General features: G+C 70.7%; 20 protein-coding genes and 1 rRNA gene. 12 read left to right on the top strand and 9 right to left on the bottom strand.

The window, feature by feature from the left end:
- The first annotated feature begins 52 nt into the window (after positions 1-52).
- A complete protein-coding gene (locus AWQ70_RS29670; protein WP_067183234.1) occupies positions 53-1,063 on the top strand; it encodes a trypsin-like serine peptidase in 1,011 nt (336 codons plus the stop codon).
- A 57-nt stretch (positions 1,064-1,120) separates the two neighbouring features.
- Here the strand turns inward: AWQ70_RS29670 and AWQ70_RS29665 are convergent, their stop codons facing one another.
- Positions 1,121-2,569 (bottom strand): aldehyde dehydrogenase family protein, encoded by a 1,449-nt coding sequence (locus AWQ70_RS29665; RefSeq protein ID WP_067183231.1) that lies wholly within the window; start codon positions 2,567-2,569, stop codon positions 1,121-1,123.
- A 224-nt stretch (positions 2,570-2,793) separates the two neighbouring features.
- Here AWQ70_RS29665 and AWQ70_RS29660 point away from each other — a divergent pair, with 224 nt between their 5' ends.
- Positions 2,794-3,441, top strand: a complete 648-nt coding sequence (locus AWQ70_RS29660; protein ID WP_067183227.1) for a TetR/AcrR family transcriptional regulator — start codon at positions 2,794-2,796, stop codon at positions 3,439-3,441.
- Between the two features lie 28 nt (positions 3,442-3,469).
- Here AWQ70_RS29660 and AWQ70_RS29655 read toward each other — a convergent pair whose 3' ends face one another.
- Positions 3,470-4,885, bottom strand: coding sequence for a PucR family transcriptional regulator (locus tag AWQ70_RS29655; RefSeq protein ID WP_067183224.1), 1,416 nt, complete (start codon positions 4,883-4,885; stop codon positions 3,470-3,472).
- 96 nt (positions 4,886-4,981) lie between these two features.
- Here AWQ70_RS29655 and gabT point away from each other — a divergent pair, with 96 nt between their 5' ends.
- Together gabT and AWQ70_RS29645 are read left to right on the top strand one after the other, a co-directional pair.
- Positions 4,982-6,337 carry a 4-aminobutyrate--2-oxoglutarate transaminase gene (gene gabT / locus AWQ70_RS29650; RefSeq protein WP_067183220.1) on the top strand — a complete coding sequence of 452 codons (1,356 nt, stop codon included), beginning with the start codon at positions 4,982-4,984 and terminating at the stop codon, positions 6,335-6,337.
- Between the two features lie 197 nt (positions 6,338-6,534).
- On the top strand, positions 6,535-6,747 hold the full coding sequence (locus AWQ70_RS29645) for a hypothetical protein (RefSeq protein WP_373282394.1): 213 nt from the start codon (positions 6,535-6,537) through the stop codon (positions 6,745-6,747).
- A gap of 61 nt (positions 6,748-6,808) precedes the next feature.
- On the opposite strand, the gene AWQ70_RS29640 is transcribed toward AWQ70_RS29645, so the two are convergent.
- Both AWQ70_RS29640 and AWQ70_RS29635 read right to left on the bottom strand, forming a co-directional pair.
- The gene (locus AWQ70_RS29640; protein WP_084517948.1) at positions 6,809-8,158 is read right to left on the bottom strand and encodes an extracellular solute-binding protein; all 1,350 of its coding nucleotides are present in this window, start codon (positions 8,156-8,158) and stop codon (positions 6,809-6,811) included.
- Between the two features lie 164 nt (positions 8,159-8,322).
- On the bottom strand, positions 8,323-9,648 hold the full coding sequence (locus AWQ70_RS29635) for an MFS transporter (protein WP_169808762.1): 1,326 nt from the start codon (positions 9,646-9,648) through the stop codon (positions 8,323-8,325).
- A 128-nt stretch (positions 9,649-9,776) separates the two neighbouring features.
- Between AWQ70_RS29635 and AWQ70_RS29630 the strand changes: the two genes are divergently transcribed.
- Positions 9,777-10,568: an SAM-dependent methyltransferase gene (locus tag AWQ70_RS29630; RefSeq protein ID WP_067183214.1), complete on the top strand. Its 792-nt coding sequence runs from the start codon at positions 9,777-9,779 to the stop codon at positions 10,566-10,568.
- 137 nt (positions 10,569-10,705) lie between these two features.
- Here the strand turns inward: AWQ70_RS29630 and AWQ70_RS29625 are convergent, their stop codons facing one another.
- The 3 genes from AWQ70_RS29625 to AWQ70_RS29615 form a co-directional block, all read right to left on the bottom strand.
- Complete coding sequence (locus AWQ70_RS29625) at positions 10,706-12,211, bottom strand: CoA-acylating methylmalonate-semialdehyde dehydrogenase (protein WP_067183211.1); 1,506 nt, start codon at positions 12,209-12,211, stop codon at positions 10,706-10,708.
- Positions 12,198-13,493, bottom strand: coding sequence for an aspartate aminotransferase family protein (locus tag AWQ70_RS29620; RefSeq protein WP_067183208.1), 1,296 nt, complete (start codon positions 13,491-13,493; stop codon positions 12,198-12,200). The genes AWQ70_RS29625 and AWQ70_RS29620 overlap by 14 nt, the downstream gene beginning before the upstream one ends.
- A gap of 241 nt (positions 13,494-13,734) precedes the next feature.
- Complete coding sequence (locus tag AWQ70_RS29615; protein ID WP_067183204.1) at positions 13,735-15,222, bottom strand: MFS transporter; 1,488 nt, start codon at positions 15,220-15,222, stop codon at positions 13,735-13,737.
- Positions 15,223-15,307: 85 nt separating this feature from the next.
- Here AWQ70_RS29615 and AWQ70_RS29610 point away from each other — a divergent pair, with 85 nt between their 5' ends.
- The 6 genes from AWQ70_RS29610 (at position 15,308) to AWQ70_RS29585 (ending at position 21,196) form a co-directional block, all read left to right on the top strand.
- Positions 15,308-16,126: a TetR family transcriptional regulator gene (locus tag AWQ70_RS29610; protein WP_084517962.1), complete on the top strand. Its 819-nt coding sequence runs from the start codon at positions 15,308-15,310 to the stop codon at positions 16,124-16,126.
- A 102-nt stretch (positions 16,127-16,228) separates the two neighbouring features.
- Positions 16,229-17,839 carry a PucR family transcriptional regulator gene (locus AWQ70_RS29605; RefSeq protein ID WP_067183395.1) on the top strand — a complete coding sequence of 537 codons (1,611 nt, stop codon included), beginning with the start codon at positions 16,229-16,231 and terminating at the stop codon, positions 17,837-17,839.
- On the top strand, positions 17,836-18,894 hold the full coding sequence (locus AWQ70_RS29600) for a DmpA family aminopeptidase (RefSeq protein WP_067183197.1): 1,059 nt from the start codon (positions 17,836-17,838) through the stop codon (positions 18,892-18,894). The genes AWQ70_RS29605 and AWQ70_RS29600 overlap by 4 nt, the downstream gene beginning before the upstream one ends.
- On the top strand, positions 18,891-19,238 hold the full coding sequence (locus tag AWQ70_RS29595) for a cupin domain-containing protein (RefSeq protein ID WP_067183194.1): 348 nt from the start codon (positions 18,891-18,893) through the stop codon (positions 19,236-19,238). The genes AWQ70_RS29600 and AWQ70_RS29595 overlap by 4 nt, the downstream gene beginning before the upstream one ends.
- Before the next feature lie 105 nt (positions 19,239-19,343).
- Complete coding sequence (locus tag AWQ70_RS29590) at positions 19,344-19,562, top strand: hypothetical protein (protein ID WP_157530584.1); 219 nt, start codon at positions 19,344-19,346, stop codon at positions 19,560-19,562.
- 155 nt (positions 19,563-19,717) lie between these two features.
- Complete coding sequence (locus AWQ70_RS29585; protein WP_067183188.1) at positions 19,718-21,196, top strand: phosphodiester glycosidase family protein; 1,479 nt, start codon at positions 19,718-19,720, stop codon at positions 21,194-21,196.
- 514 nt (positions 21,197-21,710) lie between these two features.
- Here AWQ70_RS29585 and AWQ70_RS29580 read toward each other — a convergent pair.
- Positions 21,711-22,595 (bottom strand): phenylalanine 4-monooxygenase, encoded by an 885-nt coding sequence (locus AWQ70_RS29580; protein ID WP_067183185.1) that lies wholly within the window; start codon positions 22,593-22,595, stop codon positions 21,711-21,713.
- Between the two features lie 132 nt (positions 22,596-22,727).
- Here AWQ70_RS29580 and AWQ70_RS29575 point away from each other — a divergent pair, with 132 nt between their 5' ends.
- On the top strand, positions 22,728-23,228 hold the full coding sequence (locus AWQ70_RS29575; RefSeq protein ID WP_067183182.1) for an Lrp/AsnC family transcriptional regulator: 501 nt from the start codon (positions 22,728-22,730) through the stop codon (positions 23,226-23,228).
- 213 nt (positions 23,229-23,441) lie between these two features.
- On the opposite strand, the gene rrf is transcribed toward AWQ70_RS29575, so the two are convergent.
- A 5S ribosomal RNA gene (gene rrf, locus AWQ70_RS29570) occupies positions 23,442-23,558 on the bottom strand.
- Positions 23,559-23,706: the final 148 nt, after the last annotated feature.

The raw sequence follows: 23,706 nt of genomic DNA, 5'->3' as shown, positions 1-23,706 counted from the left end.
ATTCACCAAAAGTAGCGACGGAAACACAATGCGTAGTGCAAAATCGCATTCCATGAGCCCGAGCCTCCTTGTGTTCACCGCTTCCGCCCTGGTCGCCGAGCTCCTCGGAGCGCCCGCGCCGGCGAATCCCCCCACCGACGTCGTCGAGCACACGGCGGCCGCCGCGTCCGACGCGTACTGGACGCCGGAGCGGATGGCCGGCGCCCGCCCGCTCGATCTGCTCGCCTCGACCGTCAGGCGCATCGGCGCGCTCGCCGGGAGGCTGGTCGCGCCGCCGGCCGTGCGGGCCAGGGCGGCACGGCCGATGGGGGTGGACCAGCGTACGATCGCCCGCCGGTCCGCCGTGGTCGGCCGTCCGGTGGGCGCGACGGTGGACACGGTGACGAGCGGATCGCGGTGGACCGGCGGCGGCGCCGTCGGGACGACCGTCGGCCGCGTGTTCCTCACCCTGAACGGCGTCGACTTCGTGTGCTCGGGGACCGCGGTGCGCAGCGCCAACAAGGACGTCGTGGCGACCGCCGGCCACTGCGTCAAGGACGGCACCGGCGCCTGGGCGGAGAACTGGATGTTCGTCCCCGGCTACGAGTCGGGGCGGCAGCCGTACGGGAGCTATCCGGCGCGGCGCATGTTCGTCGCCGGGCCGTGGGCGCGGGACGCGGACGACGGCTTCGACGTCGGCATGGTCGCGGTGAGCGACCGCGGCGGACGGCACGTCGCGGACGCGGTCGGGGCCCAGGCGATCGGCTTCGACGCCGCGCGCGGCCAGCAGACGTACGCCTTCGGATTCCCGGCCGACCCGCCCTACGACGGCGAGCACCTGCTCTACTGCGCGGGCCGCCCCTCCGACGACCCGTACAAGAAGACCCAGGATCAGGGCCTGAAGTGCGATCTCACCGCGGGAGCGAGCGGAGGGCCGTGGTTCAGCGGCTTCGACCCGGCGACCGGCCAGGGCCTGCTGACCTCGGTGAGCAGCTTCAAGTACAGCAACGACAGCGGCAGCATGTACGGCCCGTACTTCGGCGACGAGGTCAGGCAGGTCTTCGACACCGCCCAGCGGGCCTGACGCACGCGCGCCCCCGCCCATTCCGGGCGGGGGCGCGTCACGTGCGCGGTTCGGACGTCAGAGGGTCACGCCGGTGATGACCATGACCTTCTCGTAGGTGAAGTCGTTCATCGCCGACAGCAGGCCCTCGCGGCCCACGCCCGACTGCTTCACCCCGCCGTACGGCATCTGGTCGGCGCGGAACGACGGCACGTCGCCGATGATCACGCCGCCGACCTCCAGTTCGCGGTTGGCGCGGAAGGCGACGTCGAGGTTCCGGGTGAAGACGCCCGCCTGCAGGCCGTACTTGGAGTCGTTGACGGCGGCGAACGCCTCGTCCACCGAGGCCACCGGCTGGATGACCATGACGGGGCCGAAGACCTCCTCGCAGGAGAGCTTGGCGTCGGCGGGGACGTCGGCGAGCACGGTCGGGGCGACCGACGCGCCGTCCCTGGTGCCGCCGGCGAGCACACGGGCGCCGGACTCGACGGCCTCCTTCACCCACTGCTCGACCCGCTCGGCGGCGGCGACCGACACGAGCGGCCCGACCTGGGTCTTGTCGTCGGACGGGTCGCCGGTGACGAGGGCGTCGACGGCGGCCAGGAGCTTCTCGGTGAACGGCGCGAGCACCGACTCGTCGACGATCACACGCTGCACGGAGATGCAGCTCTGACCCGCCTGGTAGTTGGAGAACAGCGCCACCCGCGCGGCCGCCCAGTCCAGGTCGGCGTCGGCCAGCACGACGGCGGCGCCGTTGCCGCCGAGCTCCAGCGTGACGTGCTTGCGCGGCACCTGATCCATGATCGCGTACCCCACGGGGCCGGATCCGGTGAAGGAGACGACCGGCAGGCGGGGGTCCTCGACGAGCGCGCCGGCCCGGTCGTTGGGCACGGGGAGCACGGAGAACATGCCCTCGGGCAGGTTCGTCTCGGCCAGGATCTCGCCGAGCACCAGCGCGGACAGCGGCGTCGCCGGGGCGGGCTTGACGATGACCGGGGCGCCGACGGCGATGGCCGGCGCCACCTTGTGGGCGACCAGGTTGAGCGGGAAGTTGAACGGCGTGATCGCGAGCACGGGGCCGTGCGGCACGCGCGAGACGTAGGCGATGCGGCCCTGGGCGGCCGGCTCGGTGTCGAGCCGCTGGACGGCGCCGCTGAACCTGCGGGTCTCCTCGGCGGCGAACCGGAACGTCGAGATCGCCCGGTTGACCTCGCCGCGTGCCCAGAAGATGGGCTTGCCGTTCTCTCCGCTGATCAGTCGCGCGATCTCCTCGGCGCGCTCGGCGAGACGGCGCGCGACGTGGCTGAGCGCCTCGGCACGGACGTGGATGGGCAGCGCCGCCGCCTCCTTGCGCACGGCGTCCGCGGCGGCGACGGCCTGCTCGACCTGCTCGGCCGTCGGCACGGAGTAGACGCCGACGACGCGGCCGTCATGGGAGTTGGTCACCTCCAGCTCGGCGTCGCCCGTCGCGGGGCGGCCGGCCAGCCAGAAGGGGATCGGTGAGGTGGCGTTCGCGCTGCTGTCCATGTCTCCGACGCTATGCCAACCGGTCCCGGGCGGCGCTACTCCGGGCCGCACAATCCCCCGGCCAGGACTGGCCAATGTGGACAACACCTCTCTGCCACGCTATGTCACAGAAATGGCGCGATTTCGCGATGAATTCAGTTTCGGAGCGGTTTGAACATGCAACGGCGTGGTTAAGTCTCAACCGGGTCCGTCGCGGGCCCCATCGATGGAAGGGCTCGTCGCTCATGGGTACGCCGGCGCCTCTGGGACTTCAGGGCGCCTACGCCCTCGGGCAGCGAAGCAGCAACGACGAGCTGCGCACCCGGCTCCTCGACGTGGCGAGCGCGCTGCTCGCCACCGCCGGCCCGGAGAGCCTCACCGTACGCAGGATCGCGACGGAGGCCGGCTGCTCGACGACGGTGATCTACACGATGTTCGGCAGCAAGGAAGGCCTGGCCGAGGCGCTCTACCTCGAAGGCTTCGAGCGGTTTCGCCGCCGCCTGGCCGCCGTACCCCCGCGCGCCGACCCGTTCGACTTCCTCGTCGCGCTCGGGCCCGCGTACCGGGAGGCCGCGCTGGCCGACCCCGGTTACTACAGCCTGATGTTCGAGCAGGCGATCCCCGGCTTCGTGCCGAGCGAGCGGGCGAGGACGCTGGCCCGCGCCGCGCTGAACATCCTCGACCGGGTGATCGCGGACTGCATCGCCGCAGGATATCTCGTGCCCACGCAGCCCAGGAAGATCGCCGACGCGCTGTGGGCGGCCGCGCAGGGGGCGCTCAGCCTGGAACGTGCCGGACACCTGCGGGACGCCAAGACCTACGAGACCGTGACCACCGCCACGATCAGCTCCTTCCTGACGCGCAGGCCCGACCATCCCCTGCCACCCCTCTGACGCGACGCCGACGCGACGCGTCCGGGGGTCAGCGCGCCGCGCAGCTCAGAGCGATCCACAGCTCGGCGCGGGCGGCCGGGTCGTCCAGGTCCCGCCCGAGCAGCTCGCTCACCCGCTTCATCCGGTATCGCAGCGTGTGCCGGTGCACCCCGAGCCGCTGTGCCGCCGCGTCCCAGTGGCCGTTGCAGGCGAGATACGCCCTGAGCGACTCGATGAGGTCCGCGCGCGAGCCGTACTCGCGCAGCGGCGCGAGCAATGCGGCGGAGAACGCGGCCGCGGCGGCCGGGTCGAGCAGGGAGATCAGCCCCTGCCCGGCCAGCTCGGGGAACCTGGCGATGGGGGCGGCTGACGCGAGCGCGCGTTCGGCCTGGTCGAGTCCCACGGCCAGCTCCGCGTACGCCACCGGCCCGCTGGCGCCGACCCTGCCCCGCCGGGACGCCCGCGCCATCGCGCCGTCGGCCTCCTCGGGATCGGCGAGCAGCACGGTCAGGCCCCCGTACGGGAAGCCGTGGGCGGGGGGCTCGTCGGTGTCGCAGGCGAGGACGACGAACGGCTCCGCGGGCAGCTCCCCGCCGAGCGCGGCGAGCGTCTCGCCGGCCGCCCCGGTCTCCCCCGCGACCAGCAGGCGGAGCACCGCGGCGCGCACCCGCCGTTCGGCCGCCCGCTGCTCGCGCCCCTGCTCCAGGCCGAGGGTCAGCAGCGACCCGGCGGCGTTGACGACGGTGTGACCGACCGGGGTGAACGGCCGCGCGGCCCCCACGGCGAAGAAACCCCGGCGGCCGAGCGGCTGCACGATCACGTGCTCGCCCGGCACGGACAACGCGATGCTGGAGGGCGCCCCGGGGGCGCGCAGCCGGGCCAGCTCCGGCTCCAGGGCGCGGGCGCGCGCGGCGGGCCGGCCGGTGCGGGCGGCGTGCCGCACCGCCCCGGCCGGGTCGAGGAGCAGCGCCCAGCCGTCGATCTCGCGGGCGAGCCGCTCGATGACGGCGCTCATGCCCTCCGGCTGGAGCGCGGCCCTGGTGAGCCGCCCTTGCGCGGCGAACGCCCGGCTGATCTCCTCGTACTGCTCGGCCGCGAGCAGCTCGCTGACCGCCTTGCCGATCGCGATGAACGGGGTGTCCCTCGGCACCTCGACGAGGGGGAGCCCCGCCTCGGCGGCGGCCTCGACCAGCTCGGAGGGCACGTCGTCGTGGGTCAGGCCGACGCCGAAGCCGAGCCCGGCGACGTCCCGGGCGACCAACCGCGACACATACGGCCGGACGTTGCCGGAGTCGAGCCGCATGCCGGTGGTGAGGACCAGTTCGCCACCCTCCAGGAAGGGTGTGGGATCCTCGAGCTCGCTCACCGCCACCCAGCGGACCTTCCGGTCGAGCGCGGCTCCGCCGGCCAGGACCTCCAGGTGGAGCGGGGCCATCGCCGTCACCCTGCGCAGCGTCGGCGCCATGTCTTCCTCGACTTGTCCACCCAGTACAAACGAACACCACCATTGTGCCATGGCGACACATCGGCAGCCCGAGGCGCGGGCCGTACCGTCGATGCCATGAGCACTGGCACGCAGGGCGGCCCCGGACTTCCCCAGGAGCGCCGCCTCGTCACCGAGATCCCCGGCCCCAAGTCGCGCGAGCTGTTCTCGCGCAAGCAGTCCGCCGTCCCCACCGGCGTCGGCACGACGCTGCCCGTCTTCATCACCCACGCCGGCGGCGGCGTGGTCGTGGACGTGGACGGCAACTCCCTGATCGACTTCGGCTCGGGCATCGCCGTGACGAGCGTGGGCAACGCCGCGCCGCGCGTCGTCGAGCGGGTCCAGAAGCAGGTCGCCGACTTCACCCACACCTGTTTCATGGTCACGCCGTACGAGTCGTACGTCGCGGTGTGCGAGAAGCTCAACGCGCTCACCCCCGGCGACCACGAGAAGCGCACGTTCCTCGTGAACAGCGGCGCCGAGGCCGTCGAGAACGCGGTCAAGGTCGCCCGGCACGCGACCGGCCGTCAGGCCGTCGTCGTGTTCGACCACGGCTACCACGGCCGGACGCTGCTCACGATGACGCTGACCGCCAAGAACATGCCGTACAAGCACCGGTTCGGGCCGTTCGCGCCCGAGGTGTACCGGGCGCCGCTCGCCTACCCGTTCCGCTGGCCGACCGGGCCGGAGAACTGCGCCGAGGAGGCGGCGGCCCAGGCGATCGAGATGATCGAGAAGCAGGTCGGCGCGGAGAACGTCGCCGCCGTCGTCATCGAGCCGATCCAGGGTGAGGGCGGCTTCATCGAGCCGGCTCCCGGCTTCCTGCCGAGGATCGTGGAGTTCTGCAAGGCCAACGGCATCGTCTTCATCGCCGACGAGGTGCAGACCGGTTTCGCCCGCACCGGCGACCTCTTCGCCTGCGAGCACGAGGGCATCGTCCCCGACATCATCGTCACGGCCAAGGGCATCGCGGGCGGCCTCCCGCTCGCGGCGGTGACCGGCCGGGCCGAGCTGCTCGACGCCGTACACGGCGGCGGCCTCGGCGGCACGTACGGCGGCAACCCGCTCGCCTGCGAGGCGGCGCTCGGCGTGCTGGAGACCATCGAGGAGGAGAAGCTCGTCGAGCGCGCCGCGCACATCGGCGAGGTGATGCTCTCCCGTCTCAACGCGTTCAAGGAGCGCTTCGACATCGTGGGCGACGCCCGCGGCCGGGGCGCGATGGTCGCCATCGAGCTGGTCCAGCCCGGCGGCAAGGAGCCGAACGCCGCGGCCACCGCCGAGATCGCGCGCCGGTGCCATGCCGAGGGCCTGCTCGTGCTGACCGCCGGCACGTACGGGAACGTCCTGCGCTTCCTGCCGCCGCTCGTCATCTCGGACGAGCTGCTGGAGGAGGGCCTGTCCATTCTGGAGAAGGCCATCGCCGCCGTCGCGTAGGACACAAGGTTTATAGGGGGACACCCGGCTTCACGCCGGGTGTCCCTTTTGTTGTTATACGGTCTGCCACATGCCTGCGATTTAACCCTTGCTTGACATCTCCCTAATCGATCACAAGCTGTAACCGCGTTATAACGGTTCGGGTATGCGAAGGGGGAAGCGCGATGGGGTGGGATCCGAAAGGGGCCGGAAGGCTCGTGCCGACGTTCGACCCCGCGGGCCTGACCGCCACGCAGCTTGAGGGGGACGCCTGCGTGGTGTGCCACAAGAAGTGGCCGCGCCCCCGGGTGCTGGTGGGCCGGCTTCCCGACGACGCCCCCGTCCACGCGTGCGACGACTGCGCCGAGGCGCTGCTGCCCGTTCCGGAGGGCGCGGTGCCGCTGCAGCGCCGCAGCCGCGCGTTCTCCTGAGGCTCCGGGACTCTCCCGACCGCACTGACTCCCGGACTCACCACGGTTTCCGGGGCGCGGTTCAGCCCACGAGGCGCTTCCAGCGCTCGACCCACTGGCCGTAGGGCGCGCACTCCTTGTCCCCGCCTCCGCAGTTCTTCGACGGGCGCGAGGCGAAGTAGACGTCCTCGAACGACGCGTAGTCCGAGCAGATCCGCCCGGCGCGGCCGGTGCAGGCCTCCTTGTTGGCCGGGGCCAGCCCCACCCACTCGGCCGCCTCCTTCTGCACCTTCGTGGAGCCGGTCCAGTCGAGCCACTCGTACGCGCACGAGGGGTGGGCGGCCGACGACGACACCATCCACATGTCGGCCCAACCGGTCACCGGCCCGCCCGCCGCCTCCACCGACCGCCCCGCGAGGCTCAGCACGTCCCGGTGGTACGGCGTGCCCTGCGCGAGCCGTACGGACCCGGAGGCGAGCCCCTGGACGACCTCGATCGGGTCGCGCCAGTAGACGCGCTCGTCCGACCTGCCGCGCGAGAGCAGTCCGATCGCGTCGTCGAGCTGGGACGGCGTGAGCTGGAAGGGGTCCTCGATGCCGGCCCCGCGCCGCTTCAGCACGAGGGCCGCGTCCGCGATGGTCAGCGGGCTGTCCTTGAGCATGACCTTGCCGGTGCCGCCGTAGAGGGCCGCCGCCGTCTTCGGTCCCTCCTTCGAGGAGTCGTAGAGGGCCTCGTTGATCCCCCACAGGTACGGCACTCCGTACGCGTCGCCCTTGCGGGTCTGGAGGCGGCGCAGTTGTTTGGGGATGTCGTGGTAGGCGCTGATCAGGGAGGTGTTCAGCGGGGCGACGCCGCCCTCGTCGACCAGCTTGCCCGCCACCTCCGGCGGGGCGGCGACGACGTCGAACGAGCCGGGGTCGAGCGGCCGTGCCCCGGCGGCGGTCGCGGCGGGGTCATAGGTGCGCAGGTTCACCTTGCAGCCGGTCTTGGCCTGGAACGGCGTCACCCAGTTGACCTTGGGATCGGTGCCGCCCCACTCCACGTATCCGGGGGGCGCGAGGACGTCGACCACGCCCTCCCCCGGGCCGGTGGAGGCGACCGGGGTGGGGGTCTTCCCGGGCTTGGACGGCGTCGCGGAGGGGGTGTCCGGCGTGGGGCCGGTGGCACGGGCGTGGGGCAGCGCCCCTGACCCGGCGGCCGGCCTTCCCGCGTCCGCCGCCGCTCCCCGTACGGCGCGGGGCTCGGGGGGCGGCGTGCGGGCCGGGCCGGCGGCGGGGGTGGTCACCGCCGTGGTGCCGGCCGGGCCGGCCGCGGTCGCCTCCGTCGCGCCGCAGGCGGCGGCGAGCAGTCCGATCAGGGCGACGGCGGCGGACGGCACGGCGGCACGTGGGCGGCGGGCGAGGCGGGAAGGGCGGGCAGGACGAAGCGCCACTCGGACCCCCTTACGGAACGGACGTCACGAGCCTACTGGGGCCGCCGCGCGCCGCCGCCCCGTCGCCGCGCGGACCCGCCGCCCGTCCCCGGCCCTCGCGTGGACCCGGTCCTCACAGGGGACCCGGTCCTCGCGCGGACCCGCCGGTTCCGCCGGTCGCCGGGTCAGGCCGCGGGCACCACCTCGCGCGCGGGGCCGTCGTCCGCCCGGGCCTTGATGCGGTGCCGTACGACGAGGCCGAAGACGGCGACGAACAGGCCGAACGTCCCGGAGACGACGAACGGCGCGGCCGGCCTCCAGGCGTCGTGCAGCGCACCGCCGAGGAAGGACACGATCATGATGCCGAGGGAGCCGCAGAGCGTGTGGACGCCGAACGCGGCGCCGCGCACCGCGGCGGGCACCTGCTGGGCGAGCATGGGTCCGGCCGTGGTGATGCCGGCGATCTCGCCGATGCCGATGAGCACGGCGACGACCATCATGCCGGGGCCGAGCGGGTCGGAGACGAGCAGCGTGGAGAGGTAGGCGCCGGCCGCGATGAGCTGCGCGACGATGAGCAGGTCCTGGCGGCGCATGCGGTCGCCGAGCCATCCGAAGACGGGCGCGCAGAGCAGCGCCACCATCTGCGAGATGCCGACCACGGCGCCCGCCTTGGCCAGCGCCTCGGCGCTCGACATCCCCCGCTCTGTGGTGGCGTAGTCGGAGATCCACAGGGTGAGGAAGCTGACGACGACGTACAGGTCCGCGCGCGCGACGAACGACGCGGCGTAGGACAGCGCGACACCGGGGTCGCGCGCGAGCACGAGGCCCTCGCGGACGAGGCGCGGCAGGGGGACGCGCTCGGCCGTGGTGTCGACCTTGACCCGGGAGAGCGTGGACCACAGGAGCGCGGCGACGAGCACGATGGCCACGGCGATGATCACGAACGACAGCCGGGTGGCCGCCACCGGCTCCAGACCGCGCTTCTCCATGGTCTGCGGGAGTTTGGCCACGACCAGCACCGCGATCAGCGCGCCGAGCCCGCCGAAGAAGCCGATGAGCCCGTACGACTTGCCGCGCGACCGCTCGCGGACGTAATCGATGGCGATCGTGGAGAGCATGGCGTTGATGGCCGCGACGCCGAGCCCGAAGACCACCCGCAGGGCGACGAGGACGACCGTGTTGCCCGCGAACGGGAACAGCAGGGCGCCGAGCGCGCACAGCGTCAGCCCGCCGACCACGATGAGGCGGCGGCCGAACCGGTCGGCGAGCGCGCCGTACCAGGCGAGGCTGAGGATCATCGCCAGCTCGGCGGCGGAGCCGAGCAGGCCGACGATCGTACCCTGGTCCGACTCCGGCACACCGAGGACGACGGTGAGGATGTGGGGCTGGGTGGACGGCAGGAAGGAGACGACTGCCGTGCCCGCGGTCGCGAGGAACAGCAGCGCCCACATGTTTCCCTTGGAGATGCCGTCGGCGAGCTGCGCGCCCAGCACGCGGTGCGGGGAAGTCACGGGCACGATCATGGCACCGCAAATCCCCGATAAGCTAGCTTTTCCTCAGATATCCGGATATCTCGTCATTTCCGCTGAATTCGGCTTAGTACGCGGCCGGCGAGGATCGGCGACGAATAGGGGGCGTGATGGCCGTCGAGTTTGACCCGAATACTCCCAATGCTGCACGAATGTACGACTACTATCTCGGCGGCAAGGACAACTTCCCCGCCGACCGCGCGGCGGCCGACCAGGTCCTGCGCTACGTGCCGGAGATCCCGATCGGGATCAGGGAGAACCGGGCCTTCCTGCAACGCGCTGTGCGGTTCCTCGCCGAGCAGGGCATCCGCCAGTTCCTCGACATCGGCGCGGGCCTGCCGACCCAGCAGAACGTGCACCAGGCCGTCGCCGAGATCGCCCCCGAGGCCCGCACGGTTTACGTGGACAACGACCCGCAGGTGCTCGTCCACGCCCGCGCCCTGCTGCAGGACAGCCCTCAGGTGCTCGTCGTCGAGGGCGACCTCAGGCAGCCGGACGAGATCATGGACCACCCCGAGATCCGCGCCCACCTGAACTTCGACGAGCCGATCGCCGTGCTGCTGCTGGCGATCATCCATTTCATCCCGGACTCCGACGACCCCGCCGGCATCATCGCCCGGATCCGGGAGGCGCTGCCGCCCGGCAGCCACATGGTCCTCTCCCACGTGGCGATCGACGAACGCCCCGAGGCCGCCCCCCAGGTGGAGGGGATCTACCGCAACGCGTCCGCCCAGTTCGTGGCGCGCATGTCCAGCGAGATCGAACCCTTCTTCGACGGCCTGGACGTCGCCGAGCCGGGGATCGTCAACCTGCACGAGTGGCGGCCGGACAGCCCGGTCCTCGCGCCGCCGCTGGAGAAGGTGAAGTCCTACTTCCTGTGCGGCGTCGGCCGCGTGAAGTGACCGCCGTCCGGCGCGTCGACCCGCGAGACCGCGGCCCCGCGACCCGAACGTGAAACGCGCGCCGGGGGTGTGGGAAACACCCCCCGGCGCGCGTCCGGTTCGTCGCCCCGCGCGTTGTCCGTTCGCGGGAAGCCGAGCTACTTGTTCGTCGGGAAACCGAGGTTCACGCCGCCGTGCGAGGGGTCGAGCCAGCGCGACGTCACGACCTTGCCCCGGGTGTAGAAGTGCACACCCTCGGTGCCGTGGACGTGCGTGTCGCCGAACAGCGACGCCTTCCAGCCGCCGAAGCTGTAGAACGCCATCGGCACGGGGATCGGCACGTTGATGCCGACCATGCCCACCTCGACCTCGTTCTGGAAGCGCCGGGCGGCGCCGCCGTCGTTGGTGAAGATCGCGGTGCCGTTGCCGAACTCGCCGGTGTTGATCAGCTCGAGGCCCTCCTCGTATGACTTGACGCGCACGACGGACAGGATCGGGCCGAAGATCTCCTCGCGGTGCACCCGGGAGTTGGCCGGGACGTGGTCGAGCAGGGTGGGGCCGAGCCAGAAGCCCGGGGTCTCCTGGGCCGTCGTCCCGCCGTTGACGGGCGTCTCGCGGCCGTCGATCACGACCTTGGCGCCCTCCTCGATGCCGAGGTCGATGTAGGACGCCACCTTGTCGCGGTGCACCTTGGTGACCAGGGGGCCCATCTCGGACGTCGGCTCGTCGCCGGGGCCGATGGTCAGCTTGCCGACCCGCTCGGCGATCTTGCCGACCAGCTCGTCGCCGATCGGGTCCACGGCGAGCAGCACGGAGATGGCCATGCACCGCTCGCCTGCCGAGCCGAAGCCCGCCGACACGGCCGAGTCCGCGACCAGGTCGAGGTCGGCGTCGGGCAGCACGAGCATGTGGTTCTTGGCGCCGCCCAGCGCCTGGACCCGCTTGCCGTGCGCCGTCCCCGTCTCGTACACGTACCGGGCGATCGGGGTCGAGCCGACGAAGGAGACGGCCGCGACGGAGGGGTGCTCCAGCAGCCGGTCCACGGCGACCTTGTCACCCTGGACGACGTTGAAGACGCCGTCGGGCAGCCCGGCCTGCTTCCACAGCTCGGCGATCAGCAGCGACGCGGAGGGGTCGCGCTCGGACGGCTTGAGGATGAAGGTGTTCCCGCACGCGATCGCCACCGGGAACATCCACATCGGCACCATCGCCGGGAAGTTGAACGGCGTGATCCCTGCGACGACGCCCAGCGGCTGCCGGATGGAGTACGAGTCGACACGGGTGGAGACGTTCTCGGAGAAGCCGCCCTTGAGCAGTTGCGGGATGCCGCAGGCGAACTCCACGACCTCGATGCCGCGGGCGACCTCGCCGAGCGCGTCGGAGTGCACCTTGCCGTGCTCGGAGCTGATCAGCGCGGCCAGTTCGTCGCGGTGCCTGTCCATCAGCTCGCGGAAGCGGAAGAGGATCTGGGTCCGCTTGACCAGCGAGGCGTCACGCCAGGCGGGGAACGCCGCCTTCGCCGCCTCGACGGCAGCGTCCACGTCCTCGACGGCCGCGAGCTCCACGGCGCCGCTGACCTCGCCCGTGGCCGGGTTGAAGATCTCGGAGGTGCGGCCCCCGCCGGAGACGCGGGTCCCGTTGATCCAGTGGTTAACGTGCTTCATCGTTGACGGTCTCCAGAGCGGTGATCATGATGTCGAGCCCCTCGCGGGCCTCGTCCTCGGTCAGGGTGAGCGGGGGCGCCATGCGCAGGGCGCTGCCCTGCAGGCCGCCCTTGCCGACGAGCAGGCCGAGCTTCCTGGTCTCCTCCATGAAGCGGGCCGCCAGCGCCGGGGCGGGCGCCTTGGTGACGGGGTCCGCGAGCTCGATCGCGAACATGAGCCCCTTGCCGCGGACCTCCTTGACGATCGGCAGCCGTGCGGCGGCCTCGCGGAGCCCGGAGATGATGATCTCGCCGGTCTTGGCGGCGTTGGCCTGCAGGTCGTGGTCGAGCACGTAGTCGAGGGTGGCCGTGGCCGCCGCCATCGAGATGGGGTTGCCGCCGAAGGTGGCCACGCCGAGGGCGTGCGGCCCGTCCATCAGGTCGCCCCTGGCGACGATGCCGCCGACCGCGAAGCCGTTGCCGAGCCCCTTGGCGAAGGTCAGCATGTCGGGCGTCACGCCGTGGTTCTGGATGCCGAAGAACGCGGAGCCGGTACGGCCCCAGCCGGTCTGGACCTCGTCGGAGATGAAGAGGATGCCCTCCTCGTCCAGGACCTCCTTGTACGCCGCGAACAGGCCGTCGGGGGCCATGGTGAAGCCGCCGACGCCCTGGATCGGCTCGGCGATCAGCGCGGCCACGTTGTTCGTGACGCCGGTGGCGAGCACATGCCGCAGGTCGTCGACGCAGGCGGCGATGTAGTCGGCGTCCGACATCCCGCGGAACTGGGTCAGGTGCCGGTCGGTGCCGTGCAGGAAGTGCACGTTGAGCGGAGACAGCGAGTTGTTCTTCCAGGACCGGTTGCTGGTCACGCTGATCGCGCCGAACGAGCGGCCGTGGTAGCTCTGCCGCATGGCGAGCACCTGGTCCGACTTGCGGGCGTAGGTGGCGAGCAGCAGCGCCGTCTCGTTGGCCTCGGTGCCGGAGTTGGTGAAGAAGACCTTCGCGTCCTTGATCCCGGACAGCTTGGCGATCTTCTCGGCCAGCTCGATCTGACCGCGCAGCAGGTACGCCGTGGACGTGTGGACCACACCGGTGGCGAGCTGCCGCTCGACGGCCTCACGCACCTCGGGCACGTCGTACCCGATCATGTTGGTGAGGATTCCGATGAAGAAGTCGAGGTAGCTCTTGCCTGAGCCGTCGACGACACGGTTGCCCTTGCCGCTGACGATCTCGATGGGCTCTTCGTAGTTCAGGGCGAGCCAGTTGGGCATTACCGCGCGATGGCGGGCAAGAAGGTCCGACATGATGTCGAGTATCGCGCCTGAGCGGCCTCCGCCCCTACCGGCAACATGTCGGCGATCTTCAGATTCGCCTTACATATTGAAGTCCCCTTATTGACATCCATATGTCTTGACAAATTCAGATACGGCCGTCGGGGTGCGGCGGCCGTACCTGGAGGATCGCGGCCCGGTGGATCGCACGGGTGGATCCGGACCCGCGGAACCGGGCCGGCGGGCCCGGACTCGCCGACTCCGCCGGCGCGGATCAGGCGGGGGTTCCCGCGGTGGGGGCTCCCGCGACCGGAGCCTCGGCGGCCGGGCCCCCCGCCGCGGCCGTGCCGCGCAGCATCAGGAGCGCCACCACCGCGGCGGCCAGCGAGCAGCCGACGCCGACGTAGGAGCCGACCGACATGGCCGACACGAACGCGTCCTTCGCCGTGGCCGCGAGCGACGAGTCCCCGAGTGCCAGGGCGCCGCTGATCGAGTCGCGCGCCGCCTCGGGCGCGGACTCCGGCATGGCCGCCGTGTAGGCCCCGGAGAGCACGCTGCCGAGCACGGCCACCGAGAGCGCCATGCCGACCTGCTGGACGGTGTCGTTCAGCGCGGAACCGACGCCCGCGTGCTCGGCCGGCACCGCCCCCATCAGCGTCGCGTACGCCGCGGGACCGGCGAGGCCGCCGCCGACGCCCATGACGATCAGGCCGGTGATGAGCGTGCCGTACCCGCCGGCGAGCGTCGACAGCACGCCGAAACCGGCGGCCATGACGAAGAGGCCGACCACGATCAGCGTCCGGTTGCTCACCTTCTTGCCCAGCCCGGCGCCGAGGCCGTTGAACACGAGCGCGGCGACGACGTACGGCAGCAGGGCGAACCCGGCCCGCATCGGCTCGTAGCCGAGCACGAACTGGAGGTACTGCGTCAGCGCCAGCATCAGGGCGCCCGACCCGAAGGACAGGAGCACGATCGAGAAGCAGGCGCCGCTGAACGACCGGTCGCGGAACAGCCCGAGCGGGAGCATGGGGTGCTCGGCCCGGCGCTCCCAGAGCACGAACCCGCCGAGCGAGAGCACGGCGACCGCGAGATAGAGCGGGTTCAGCCCGTCCGTGGGCATGGTGATGACGATCCACACCAGGGCGGCCATGCCGACGATCGACAGGACGACGCCCACGGGGTCGATCTTCCGCGCCGAGCCGCGCGACTCGGGCATCAGGGTGACGGCGGCGATGACGGCGAGCACGGCGATCGGCACGTTGAGCAGGAAGACCGAGCCCCAGTAGTAGTGCTGGAGCAGGAACCCGCCGATCGTCGGCCCCGCGATCACGCCGAGCATCGCGACCGCGCTCCAGGCCGCGATGGCCTTGCGCCGTTCCGACTCGTCGAACACCGTGATCAGGATCGACAGCGTCGAGGGCATGATGAACGACCCGCCGACCCCCATCAGCGCACGGGCGCCGATGAGCTGCCACGGCTCCGTCGCGAGCATCGCCAGCATGGACGCCCCGCCGAAGAAGACGAGGCCGAGGATGAGGAGGCGGCGCCGGCCGTACCGGTCGGAGAGGCTTCCCGCGGTGAGCAGCAGGCCCGCGAACACCAGGACGTACGAATCGATGATCCATTGGACGTCCGCGGGGGTGGCCCCCAGGTCCCGCATGAGCGCGGGGATCGCCAGGTTGAGCACGGTGTTGTCGACGACGAGGACGAGCAGGCTCAGGCAGAGAACGCCGAGGATCCACCATCGGCGCGGATGTGACATCTATCTTCTCCTCGAACAGTGTGCGAGTTGACTGGGACACTGTACGATAAAGCTCGAACACTGTGCGAGGGAATATCCTGTGACGATGCCGGCCAAGCCCTTCACCTCCGTCTGGACCCGCGAACCCCGGGGGCGGCGCGGGCAAGGGCTCAACCGCGACCAGATCGTCCGGGCCGCCCTCGAACTGCTCGACGCGGAGGGGATCGACGCGCTCAGCATGCGCAAGCTCGGCGCACGCCTCGGCGCGGGGGCGACCAGCCTCTACTGGCACGTCGCCAACAAGGACGAGCTGCTCGAACTCGCCATGGACGAGGTCTACCGAGAGGTGCGCTCCCCCGTCGGGGCGAGCTGGCGCGAAACCGCCGGGTCCGTCGCGTGGGGCCTGCGCGGCGCGATCCTCGCGCACCCGTGGTGCGTCGGGCTCATCGGAGTGTTGCCGAGCATCGGGCCGAACGCGCTGGTGATGTCGGACCGGCTGGTCAGGGCGTGCAAGGAGGCCGGGTTCCAGGGCATCGACATCGACTTCGCCGTCGGCGCCGTCATCGCGTACACGCTCGGCGCCGCCGTGCCGGAGGCGGCGTGGCGCGGACTGCTGAACCGTGCGGGCGAGTCCCCGTGCGAGGCCCAGAAGGAGATGCTCCCGGCGATCGAGGGTGTGGCCGCCGGATACCCCGACCTGCTCGAACGCTACAAGGACTACACCGCGGGCGGCCTCGATCCCCTGGTCGCGCGGCAGATCGCCTTCGACTACGGCCTGGTCGCGCTGCTCGACGGCCTGGACGCGCGCCTGCCCGGAGCCGGGCCCGGGATGACGACGGACACGGCGAGAGACGCGGACCGAGACACGGGCAGGGACACGGACAGCGACGCGGAGAGACCCGTACCCGGGACCGGCAGAAGATGAGGTCAGGGCGGGCCGCCCCTCACGGCGCCGCCTCACGTGCTGCTTCATCCTGTCAGGCTCGCCCGCATCGACTTTACATATTGATCAGGTAGCCTCATGGGCATGCTACCGACGGTCGCCGACGTTCTCGCGCTGGACGCCGTCCGGCGTGGCAACCCCCGGGTGGTCGCCGGCGCGGACCGGCTGGACACCCGCGTGCGCTGGGTCCACGTCGGCGAGATCAGCGACATCGCCAACATGCTGCGCGGCGGCGAGCTGGTGCTCACGACGGGAGTGGCCCTGCCCGACGAGCCCGACAAGCTCGCCGACTACATCGCCGACCTCGCCGAGGTCGGCGCCTCCGGCCTCGTGGTCGAGCTGGGGCGCAAGTTCGTGCGCGAGCTGCCCCGCCTGGTCGTCAAGGCCGCGGAGGAGCACGGCCTGCCCCTGATCGTGCTGGCCCGCGAGACGCCGTTCGTGCAGATCACCGAGTCCGTGCACGCCCGGATCATCGACATCCAGCTCCAGGAGCTGCGGGCGTCCGAGCAGTTGCACGAGGTGTTCACCGAGCTGTCGGTCGAGGGCGCGTCCCCGGCCGAGGTGCTCGGCCAGGTCGCCCGCTTCTCCGGCCGTCCGGTCCTGCTGGAGAACCTCGCCCACCAGGTGCTCGCCTGCGACACCGCAGGTCGCGACACCGGGACGCTGCTGGCGAGCTGGGAGACCCGCTCCCGCGCGGTCTCCCCAGACGAGCGCACCGCGTACGACGCGGCCTCCGGATGGCTGATCACCATGGTCGGCGCCCGGGGGCAGGACTGGGGCCGGCTGATCCTCCTCTGCGACGGCGAGCCCAGCCCCCGCGACATCGTGCTCGCCGAGCGGGCCGCCACCACCCTCGCGCTCAGCCGCCTGCTCGAACGCCACCAGGAGTCCCTGGAACGCCAGGCGCACGGGACGATCATCACCGGCATCCTGACCCACGCGTACGCCGACCCGGAGGAGGCGGCCGCCCGGGCCCGGGCCGTCGGTGTGCCGCTCACCGGCCGCAAGCTGGTCAGCGCGGTCATCCGGCTCACCGGCCCCACCGACACCGCGCTGGGCGAGCAGGCCCAGCTCGGCGAGCTGGCCGAGGCGGGCGCGGCCGCGTGCCGCGACGCCAAGCTGCCCGCCCTGGTCGGCACGCTCGACCAGAACCACGTCGGCCTGCTGATCCCGCTGCCCCCTCGCCTGACGGCCGAGGCCGCGCTCAACGCGCTCGCCGACCGGCTCCGCACCTCCTACACCGGCACCTTCGTCCTCGCCGCCGGCTCGGTCGTCGAGTCCATCAGGGACGTACGACGCAGCTTCCTGGAGGCCGAGCAGGTGGCGGACGTGGCGGTGCGCCAGCCCGACGGACGGGCCTTCTACCGCCTGCCCGACCTGCGGCTGCGCGGCCTGCTCCACCTGCTGCGAGACGACTCCCGGATGCAGACGTTCGCCGAGCGCGAGCTGGGCACGCTGCTGGCCCACGACGCGCAGCGCAACGGCGATCTGACCCGCATCCTGCGGATCTACCTGGACGCCGGACGCAACAAGGCCGTCGCCGCCCAGAAGGCCCACCTGTCCCGGCCGGCGTTCTACGACCGGCTGCGGCGGCTCGAACGTGTACTGGACACCGACCTGGACGATGTTGAATCGTGCCTGTCACTCCATGTGGCACTGCTTGCCTTGGAATCCTTCCGGAGGGAGGCCCGATGAGGGCTCGCGAGCACGGCATCGTCATCGGCACGGGAACGCCCGGACCGCACAACGCCATCACCGACGTCGCCGGAGTGCGCGTCGGCCACACCACGCTGATCAGCGGCGAGGGTCCCCGGGTCACGGGTCAGGGCCCGGTCCGCACGGGAGTGACGGTCATCCTCCCCCACGAGGGGTCGACCTTCGACGAGCCGCTGTACGCCGGGCTCCACTGGCTCAACGGCTGCGGCGAGATCACGGGCATGGCCGCCCTGGAGGAGTTCGGGGTGCTCACCTCCCCGATCGCCCTGACCAACACCGCCTCGGTGGGCGTGGTCAGGGACGCGCTGGTGGAGCTCGAGATCGGCACCGGCAGGCAGGCGTGGTCGCTGCCGGTCGTGGGCGAGACCTGGGACGGCCGCCTCAACGACGTCAGCGGCCAGCATGTCCGGCGTGAGCACGTCCACCAGGCGTACCGCGAGGCCGGTGACGGCCCGGTGGCCGAGGGTTCGGTCGGCGGCGGCACCGGCATGATCTGCCACGGTTTCAAGGGCGGCATCGGCACTGCCTCACGTGTCGTCGACGGCTACACGGTCGGCGTCCTCGTCCAGGCCAACCACGGCAGGAGGGACCGGCTGACGGTCAACGGGGTCAACGTCGGCGAGCGGCTGCCCGCCGAGCCGGTGGCCCACGAGGGCGCCGGCTCGATCATCGGGATCGTGGCGACCGACGCGCCGCTCCTCCCCCACCAGTGCAGGCGGCTCGCGCAGCGGGCCGGGCTCGGCGTCGCCAGGACCGGCGGCGCGGGCGAGAACTTCAGCGGCGACGGCTTCCTGTGCTTCTCCACCGGCAACAGGAACATCCCCTCGGCCGCGCTGGACTCGGCCACCCCGCGCACGTACCAGGTGACCGTGCTCTCCGACGAGCACATCGACCCGTTGTTCTACGCCGTCATCGAGGCGACCGAGGAAGCCATCGTCAACGCGCTGGTCATGGCCGAGACCATGACCGGAGCCGACGATCTCACTGTTACCGGCCTCGATGGGGCCACTCTGGCAAAGGTGCTGACCACATGATCTCCGACAACCTGGCCGCCGCAGGGGCCATCGTCCTCCCCGTCGCCGACGTGGAGCTGGAGCCGTACGACCTGGACCCGGGCGAGATCGTCTCCGGGAACCCGCGCGTGGCGCTGGCGCAGCTCAGCCCGGGCCGGGGCGTGTGGGAGATCACGCCGGGCGTGGTCACCGACGTCGAGACCGACGAGATCTTCGTCGTGCTCACCGGTCGCGCGACGATCGAGGTCGAGGGCGGGGCGACCGTCGAGGTCGGGCCGGGCGACGTCTGCCTGCTCGCCGAGGGCGCCAAGACGACCTGGACGGTCCACGAGACGCTCCGGAAGGTCTACCACTCCCGATCCTGACTCCCGGGTGCGGTTTTCCCACCCTGGTGTAAGACCTATCGCACCGGCCACGCTCCGTAGGGCGGCGTGTACGGTGCGATGTGGTTTCCTCATGGGGTGCAGACGATGCAGACGCAGACGACCAGCGAACCCGAGATCAACCCGGACACCGTGGTCCGCGCCCTGTCCGCCCGCTTCCCGCGGTGGACGATCTGGTGGGGCAAGTCCACCTCGCACTACTGGGGGCTCTCCCGTCGCCGCGACGGCGCGCTCGTCTACGTCGAGGCCCGGTCGGCCCAGGAGTTCATGCAGCGGGCCCGCGAAATAGACTCCCGACACCCTTAGCGACTAATCCCATTTAAGGGCAAATGTCGCAATTGCCGGAATTTTCCGGTGCGAATCTCGCCACATTTTCGCTCATTTGGCGGATTTCGCTCCCGTTGCATTGCCTTTCTCGCCACCATGGTCATTTCACAGACCATGAACGGGAGAGACACGCAATGAAACGCCGCCTGATCGCCGGCGCCGCCGCCCTGGTCGTCGGGATGCCGACGGTTGTCGGGATGACCACGTCCAGCGCCGCCGCCGCTCCGGTCACCGGCCTGCCCACGACCGCGTTCCCCCTCGGTCAGCCCGGCATCCCCAAGTCGGCGCACAAGTCCCTCGCCCCCGGCATCGACTACTTCACGGTGAAGCACGGCACCTCGAAGGACGGTTACACGGTCAGTGTCATCGCCGGCGGCAAGGACTTCATGACCGAGGCCACCGCGCAGACGCAGGCGCTCGCCGTCCAGGACGCCGGCATGACGCCCATGATCGTGAAGTTCACGCGGCCGGCCGTCGCCGACTTCCCCGCCGCCGACTTCTGGATGGTCCGCGTCGGCTCCTGGTCGCTGAAGGACAAGGACGAGGCCGCCAAGGTCGTGAAGGAGCTCAAGAAGGCCGGCATCAGCTCCAAGGTCGACTACACCGGCGACGACGGCTTCCAGACCTCGGGCCCGTGGTCGATGCGTGTCGTCACGATCGACCCGCGTTCCTTCCGTGGGTCCTTCCGATCCTCCCTCGGCACCAGCGTCGCCAAGCGCGAGACGGTCTCCTCGATGGCCAAGGCCGCCGGGGCGATGATCGCGGTCAACGGCGGGTTCTTCGACATCCACACTCTCAAGAACCTGCGCGGCGACCCCACCGGCCTCTCCGTCGTCGGCGGCAAGCTGCTCAGCGAGGCCGTCCCCGGCCGTATCGGCCTCGTCCTCAAGGGCCGTACGGCTCGCATCACCGAACTGTCCTCCAGCGTGGTCGCGACCACCGACGGAGGCGGCAAGGCCGTCGTCGCCGGTGTGAACCGGGTGGCCAAGCCCGACGAGCTGGTCATGTACACCGAGGAGTTCGGCGCCAAGACTCCCAAGAACGACGGCGCCGAAGCCGTGCTCGACGCCTCGGGCAAGGTCATCGCGGTGCGCTCCCCGGGCGCGGCCGTCACGCGCGGCACCCGCGTCCTGCACGGTGTCGGCGCCGCCGCCGAGTGGCTGTGGGAGTACGCGACGGAGGGCACGACCATCCAGGTGAAGACCACCGTCACCGACCTGCGGACCAAGAGGACCATTCCGCTGACCCCGGACACCAGCATCGTCGCGGGCGCGATCGGGTTGGTCCGCGGCGGTCAGACCGCGATCACCGCGCAGCGGGACGGCATGGCGAACGTCAACATGATCCTGCGCCGTCACCCGCGCACCCTCGCCGGAGTGACCGCGTCCGGAAAGCTGATCCTCGCCGTGGTCGACGGCCGGGACCCCGGCAAGACGGTCGGCGCGTCCTTCATCGAAGCCGCGCAGATCATGCGCTGGCTCGGCGCCAGGGACGCCATCAACCTCGACGGCGGCGGCTCCAGCGTCATGGTGATCGGCAAGAAGGTCGTCAACCGTCCCTCCGACGGCGTCGAGCGCGGCGTCGGCGACTCCCTGCTCGTCCTGCCCAGGTAGGGCCGCTCGGCGCGACCGCGCCGAGCGGCTGAGGTACAGGCGGGCCGCGCCGGCAGCCGGTGCCAGGCGTCGCCGGACCGTCGGCGCCCACCCGCGGCAGGACTTCCCGGCGGCCCGCCCAGCCCTGCCCAGAGGCCTGCCCGCGTGAGGCGTCGCCCGACCGTCGGCGCCCACCCAGGGCAGGACTTGCCGGCGGCCCGCCCAGGGCCTGCCCGCCTGAGATGTCCTGCTACGGCTGTCCCGTAGCAGGAGGCCGGCGCGCAACCTCGTCGGCAGAGCACCAGCCTTCGGCGGCCCCTCAGCACACCATGCCGAGGGGCCGCTCCGGCGTCATGGCACTGTGCGCGAACCAGCCCGCGCCCCGCCGGGGCTCTCCGGCCGACCCGTCGCCCCGGTACCGACCCGACGGCAACAGGGCTGCTGCGACACCTCGGCAGGACATGCGACGGGCACTACGGCGTCGCGGCCCGACAGTGAACGATCTGTCACGGCACCAGGCCGTGACGCAGGAGGGTCAGGCCGCGGCGACGATGGCGGCGATGCTGTCGTCGTCGCAGCTTTCCCAGAAGGACCCGACCACGTCTTCGAGCTGGTCCAAGGAGGCCGCCTCGAAGAGCACATCCTGATATTTCGTGATGTCGTAGTGGGTCGTGCCCATGACCCTGAGATCAAGCGGCCGGATGTCCATGCCCCGGAACTCCTCGATCTCGCCGTACGAGCTGAGGATCCCCGCTCCGTACGCCTTCAGCTCCGGGCCCTCACGCATCACGCCGAACTCCAGCGTGAACCAGAAGACCTTCGAGATGAACTGGAGCGCGTCCTCGGTCTCCACCCTGCGAGCCGCTCTCCCCGCCACCCGGTACAGCTCGGCGAAACGGTCCGACGCCAGCGTGTTCGCGTGGCCGATCACCTCATGGATGATGTCCGGCTCCGGAGTGTAGAACGGCACCGAATGGTGCCTGATGTACTGCGTCGAGTGGAAGAACCCGTCTGCGAGCACACCGTAGAACTCCCGCAACGGGACCAGACCCGCCGCCGGGATGTAGCGGAATCCCGTGAGCGGCTGCAGGAGTTCGCTGACCTCCTGGAGCTGGGGAATGCGATCCTTCGGCAATCCCAGCCGTTCCGCGGCGTCCAGGAACTCCCTGATCGCGTACCGCTGATGCTTGGCGGCCAACTCCCTCGACACCAGAGCCCACACCTGGTGCTCTTCCTCGGTGTACTCCGCGTGCGGAATGGGATCGCCCGGCCGGTAGTCCAGTGCCAGGGCCGCGATGGCGTTGCGCCGCTCACGGTAGACCGCGTCGGCGAATCCGGGGTGGCTCGACGCCAGTTCCACGGTGACCGAGCCGTCCTCCCGCTTGGCGACGGGAGCGAAGTATTGGGCTTCCTCGAACATACTTAGTTATGACAGCAAATCGGATTTGTGCTGGCAAGAGCGACCAGTCCAGGTGCGCGAAACGCTCAATATCGCCATCGTTATCGGCTTATGACTGGTCGAATCGCACAGTCCGGGCGTAGCGTCGGTTTCATGCTCGATTCGCTGGACAGCAAGCTCTTGATCACGATGCGTGACAACCCTCGGATCGGTCTCACCGAGTTGGCACGCCTGCTCGGCGTCGCCCGGGGCACGGTTCAGGCCCGCCTGGAGAAGCTCACCGCCCGCGGAGTCATCGGCGACTTCGGCCCCACCGTCATGACCGAGGAGATCGGCTACCCGATCCTCGCCTTCGCGTCACTCCAGATCGCCCAGGGCAAGCTCGCCGAAGCCGTCGAGGCACTCGAAGTCATCCCCGAGATCCTCGAGGTGTACGGCACCAGCGGCCAGGCCGACCTGCTCTGCCGAGTGGTGGCCCGGAACACCCCTCATCTTCAGGAGATCATCGCCCGCATCCTCGCCTCGCCGGCCGTCCAACGATCGGACACGACGATCGCGCTCTCCACCCAGATCCCGTACCGAATCACCCCCCTGCTCAAGGCCGCCGTCCCAGACAGCGTCGACCGGCGTGCACCTGGCCCACCGACGCCCTGATCCCCACCACCGCGACCAGGCAACTCCCGGATCCCCAGCCGAGACCACAAGCTCCGACCCCACCACCGCGACCATCACCTCGATAGAAGCCGGCCTCCCCGAGCCCCCGACACAACAAAAAAAGGGGGCCCGAAGACCCCCACAAACACAACAACAAACACCCAGAAAACGAAGAAGGGGGCCACCCAAAGGTGACCCCCAACTCCAACAATTGTCCGGCGGCGTCCTACTCTCCCACACCGTCCCCAGTGCAGTACCATCGGCGCTGGAAGGCTTAACTTCCGGGTTCGGAATGTAACCGGGTGTTTCCCTACCGCTATAACCGCCGTAACCCTATGAAACACACAACCAGCCACCTCTCAACGAGGCAGGACTGTTTGCAGTCTCTGAATCGCACAGTCGACGCGAGCAAAACCTTATGGTCAAGTCCTCGGCCTATTAGTACCGGTCAGCTCCACACGTTACCGCGCTTCCACCT

This window comes from Microtetraspora niveoalba, assembly GCF_001570405.1.
In the GTDB taxonomy this organism is placed as follows: Bacteria; Actinomycetota; Actinomycetes; order Streptosporangiales; family Streptosporangiaceae; genus Microtetraspora; species Microtetraspora niveoalba.
This window is presented reverse-complemented; position numbering and strand designations above follow the sequence as displayed.

What these genes read in the sequence shown, in the direction of transcription:
- AWQ70_RS29630 (WP_067183214.1), top strand. Translation starts at nt 9,777, where the DNA reads ATGGCCGTCGAGTTTGACCCGAATACTCCCAATGCTGCACGAATGTAC.
- AWQ70_RS29615 (WP_067183204.1), bottom strand. Translation starts at nt 15,222, where the DNA reads ATGTCACATCCGCGCCGATGGTGGATCCTCGGCGTTCTCTGCCTGAGC.
- AWQ70_RS29600 (WP_067183197.1), top strand. Translation starts at nt 17,836, where the DNA reads ATGAGGGCTCGCGAGCACGGCATCGTCATCGGCACGGGAACGCCCGGA.
- AWQ70_RS29655 (WP_067183224.1), bottom strand. Translation starts at nt 4,885, where the DNA reads ATGGCGCCGACGCTGCGCAGGGTGACGGCGATGGCCCCGCTCCACCTG.
- AWQ70_RS29620 (WP_067183208.1), bottom strand. Translation starts at nt 13,493, where the DNA reads ATGTCGGACCTTCTTGCCCGCCATCGCGCGGTAATGCCCAACTGGCTC.
- AWQ70_RS29580 (WP_067183185.1), bottom strand. Translation starts at nt 22,595, where the DNA reads ATGTTCGAGGAAGCCCAATACTTCGCTCCCGTCGCCAAGCGGGAGGAC.
- gabT (WP_067183220.1), top strand. Translation starts at nt 4,982, where the DNA reads ATGAGCACTGGCACGCAGGGCGGCCCCGGACTTCCCCAGGAGCGCCGC.
- AWQ70_RS29625 (WP_067183211.1), bottom strand. Translation starts at nt 12,211, where the DNA reads ATGAAGCACGTTAACCACTGGATCAACGGGACCCGCGTCTCCGGCGGG.
- AWQ70_RS29585 (WP_067183188.1), top strand. Translation starts at nt 19,718, where the DNA reads ATGAAACGCCGCCTGATCGCCGGCGCCGCCGCCCTGGTCGTCGGGATG.
- AWQ70_RS29575 (WP_067183182.1), top strand. Translation starts at nt 22,728, where the DNA reads ATGCTCGATTCGCTGGACAGCAAGCTCTTGATCACGATGCGTGACAAC.
- AWQ70_RS29670 (WP_067183234.1), top strand. Translation starts at nt 53, where the DNA reads ATGAGCCCGAGCCTCCTTGTGTTCACCGCTTCCGCCCTGGTCGCCGAG.
- AWQ70_RS29660 (WP_067183227.1), top strand. Translation starts at nt 2,794, where the DNA reads ATGGGTACGCCGGCGCCTCTGGGACTTCAGGGCGCCTACGCCCTCGGG.
- AWQ70_RS29590 (WP_157530584.1), top strand. Translation starts at nt 19,344, where the DNA reads ATGCAGACGCAGACGACCAGCGAACCCGAGATCAACCCGGACACCGTG.
- AWQ70_RS29665 (WP_067183231.1), bottom strand. Translation starts at nt 2,569, where the DNA reads ATGGACAGCAGCGCGAACGCCACCTCACCGATCCCCTTCTGGCTGGCC.
- AWQ70_RS29605 (WP_067183395.1), top strand. Translation starts at nt 16,229, where the DNA reads ATGCTACCGACGGTCGCCGACGTTCTCGCGCTGGACGCCGTCCGGCGT.
- AWQ70_RS29595 (WP_067183194.1), top strand. Translation starts at nt 18,891, where the DNA reads ATGATCTCCGACAACCTGGCCGCCGCAGGGGCCATCGTCCTCCCCGTC.
- AWQ70_RS29610 (WP_084517962.1), top strand. Translation starts at nt 15,308, where the DNA reads ATGCCGGCCAAGCCCTTCACCTCCGTCTGGACCCGCGAACCCCGGGGG.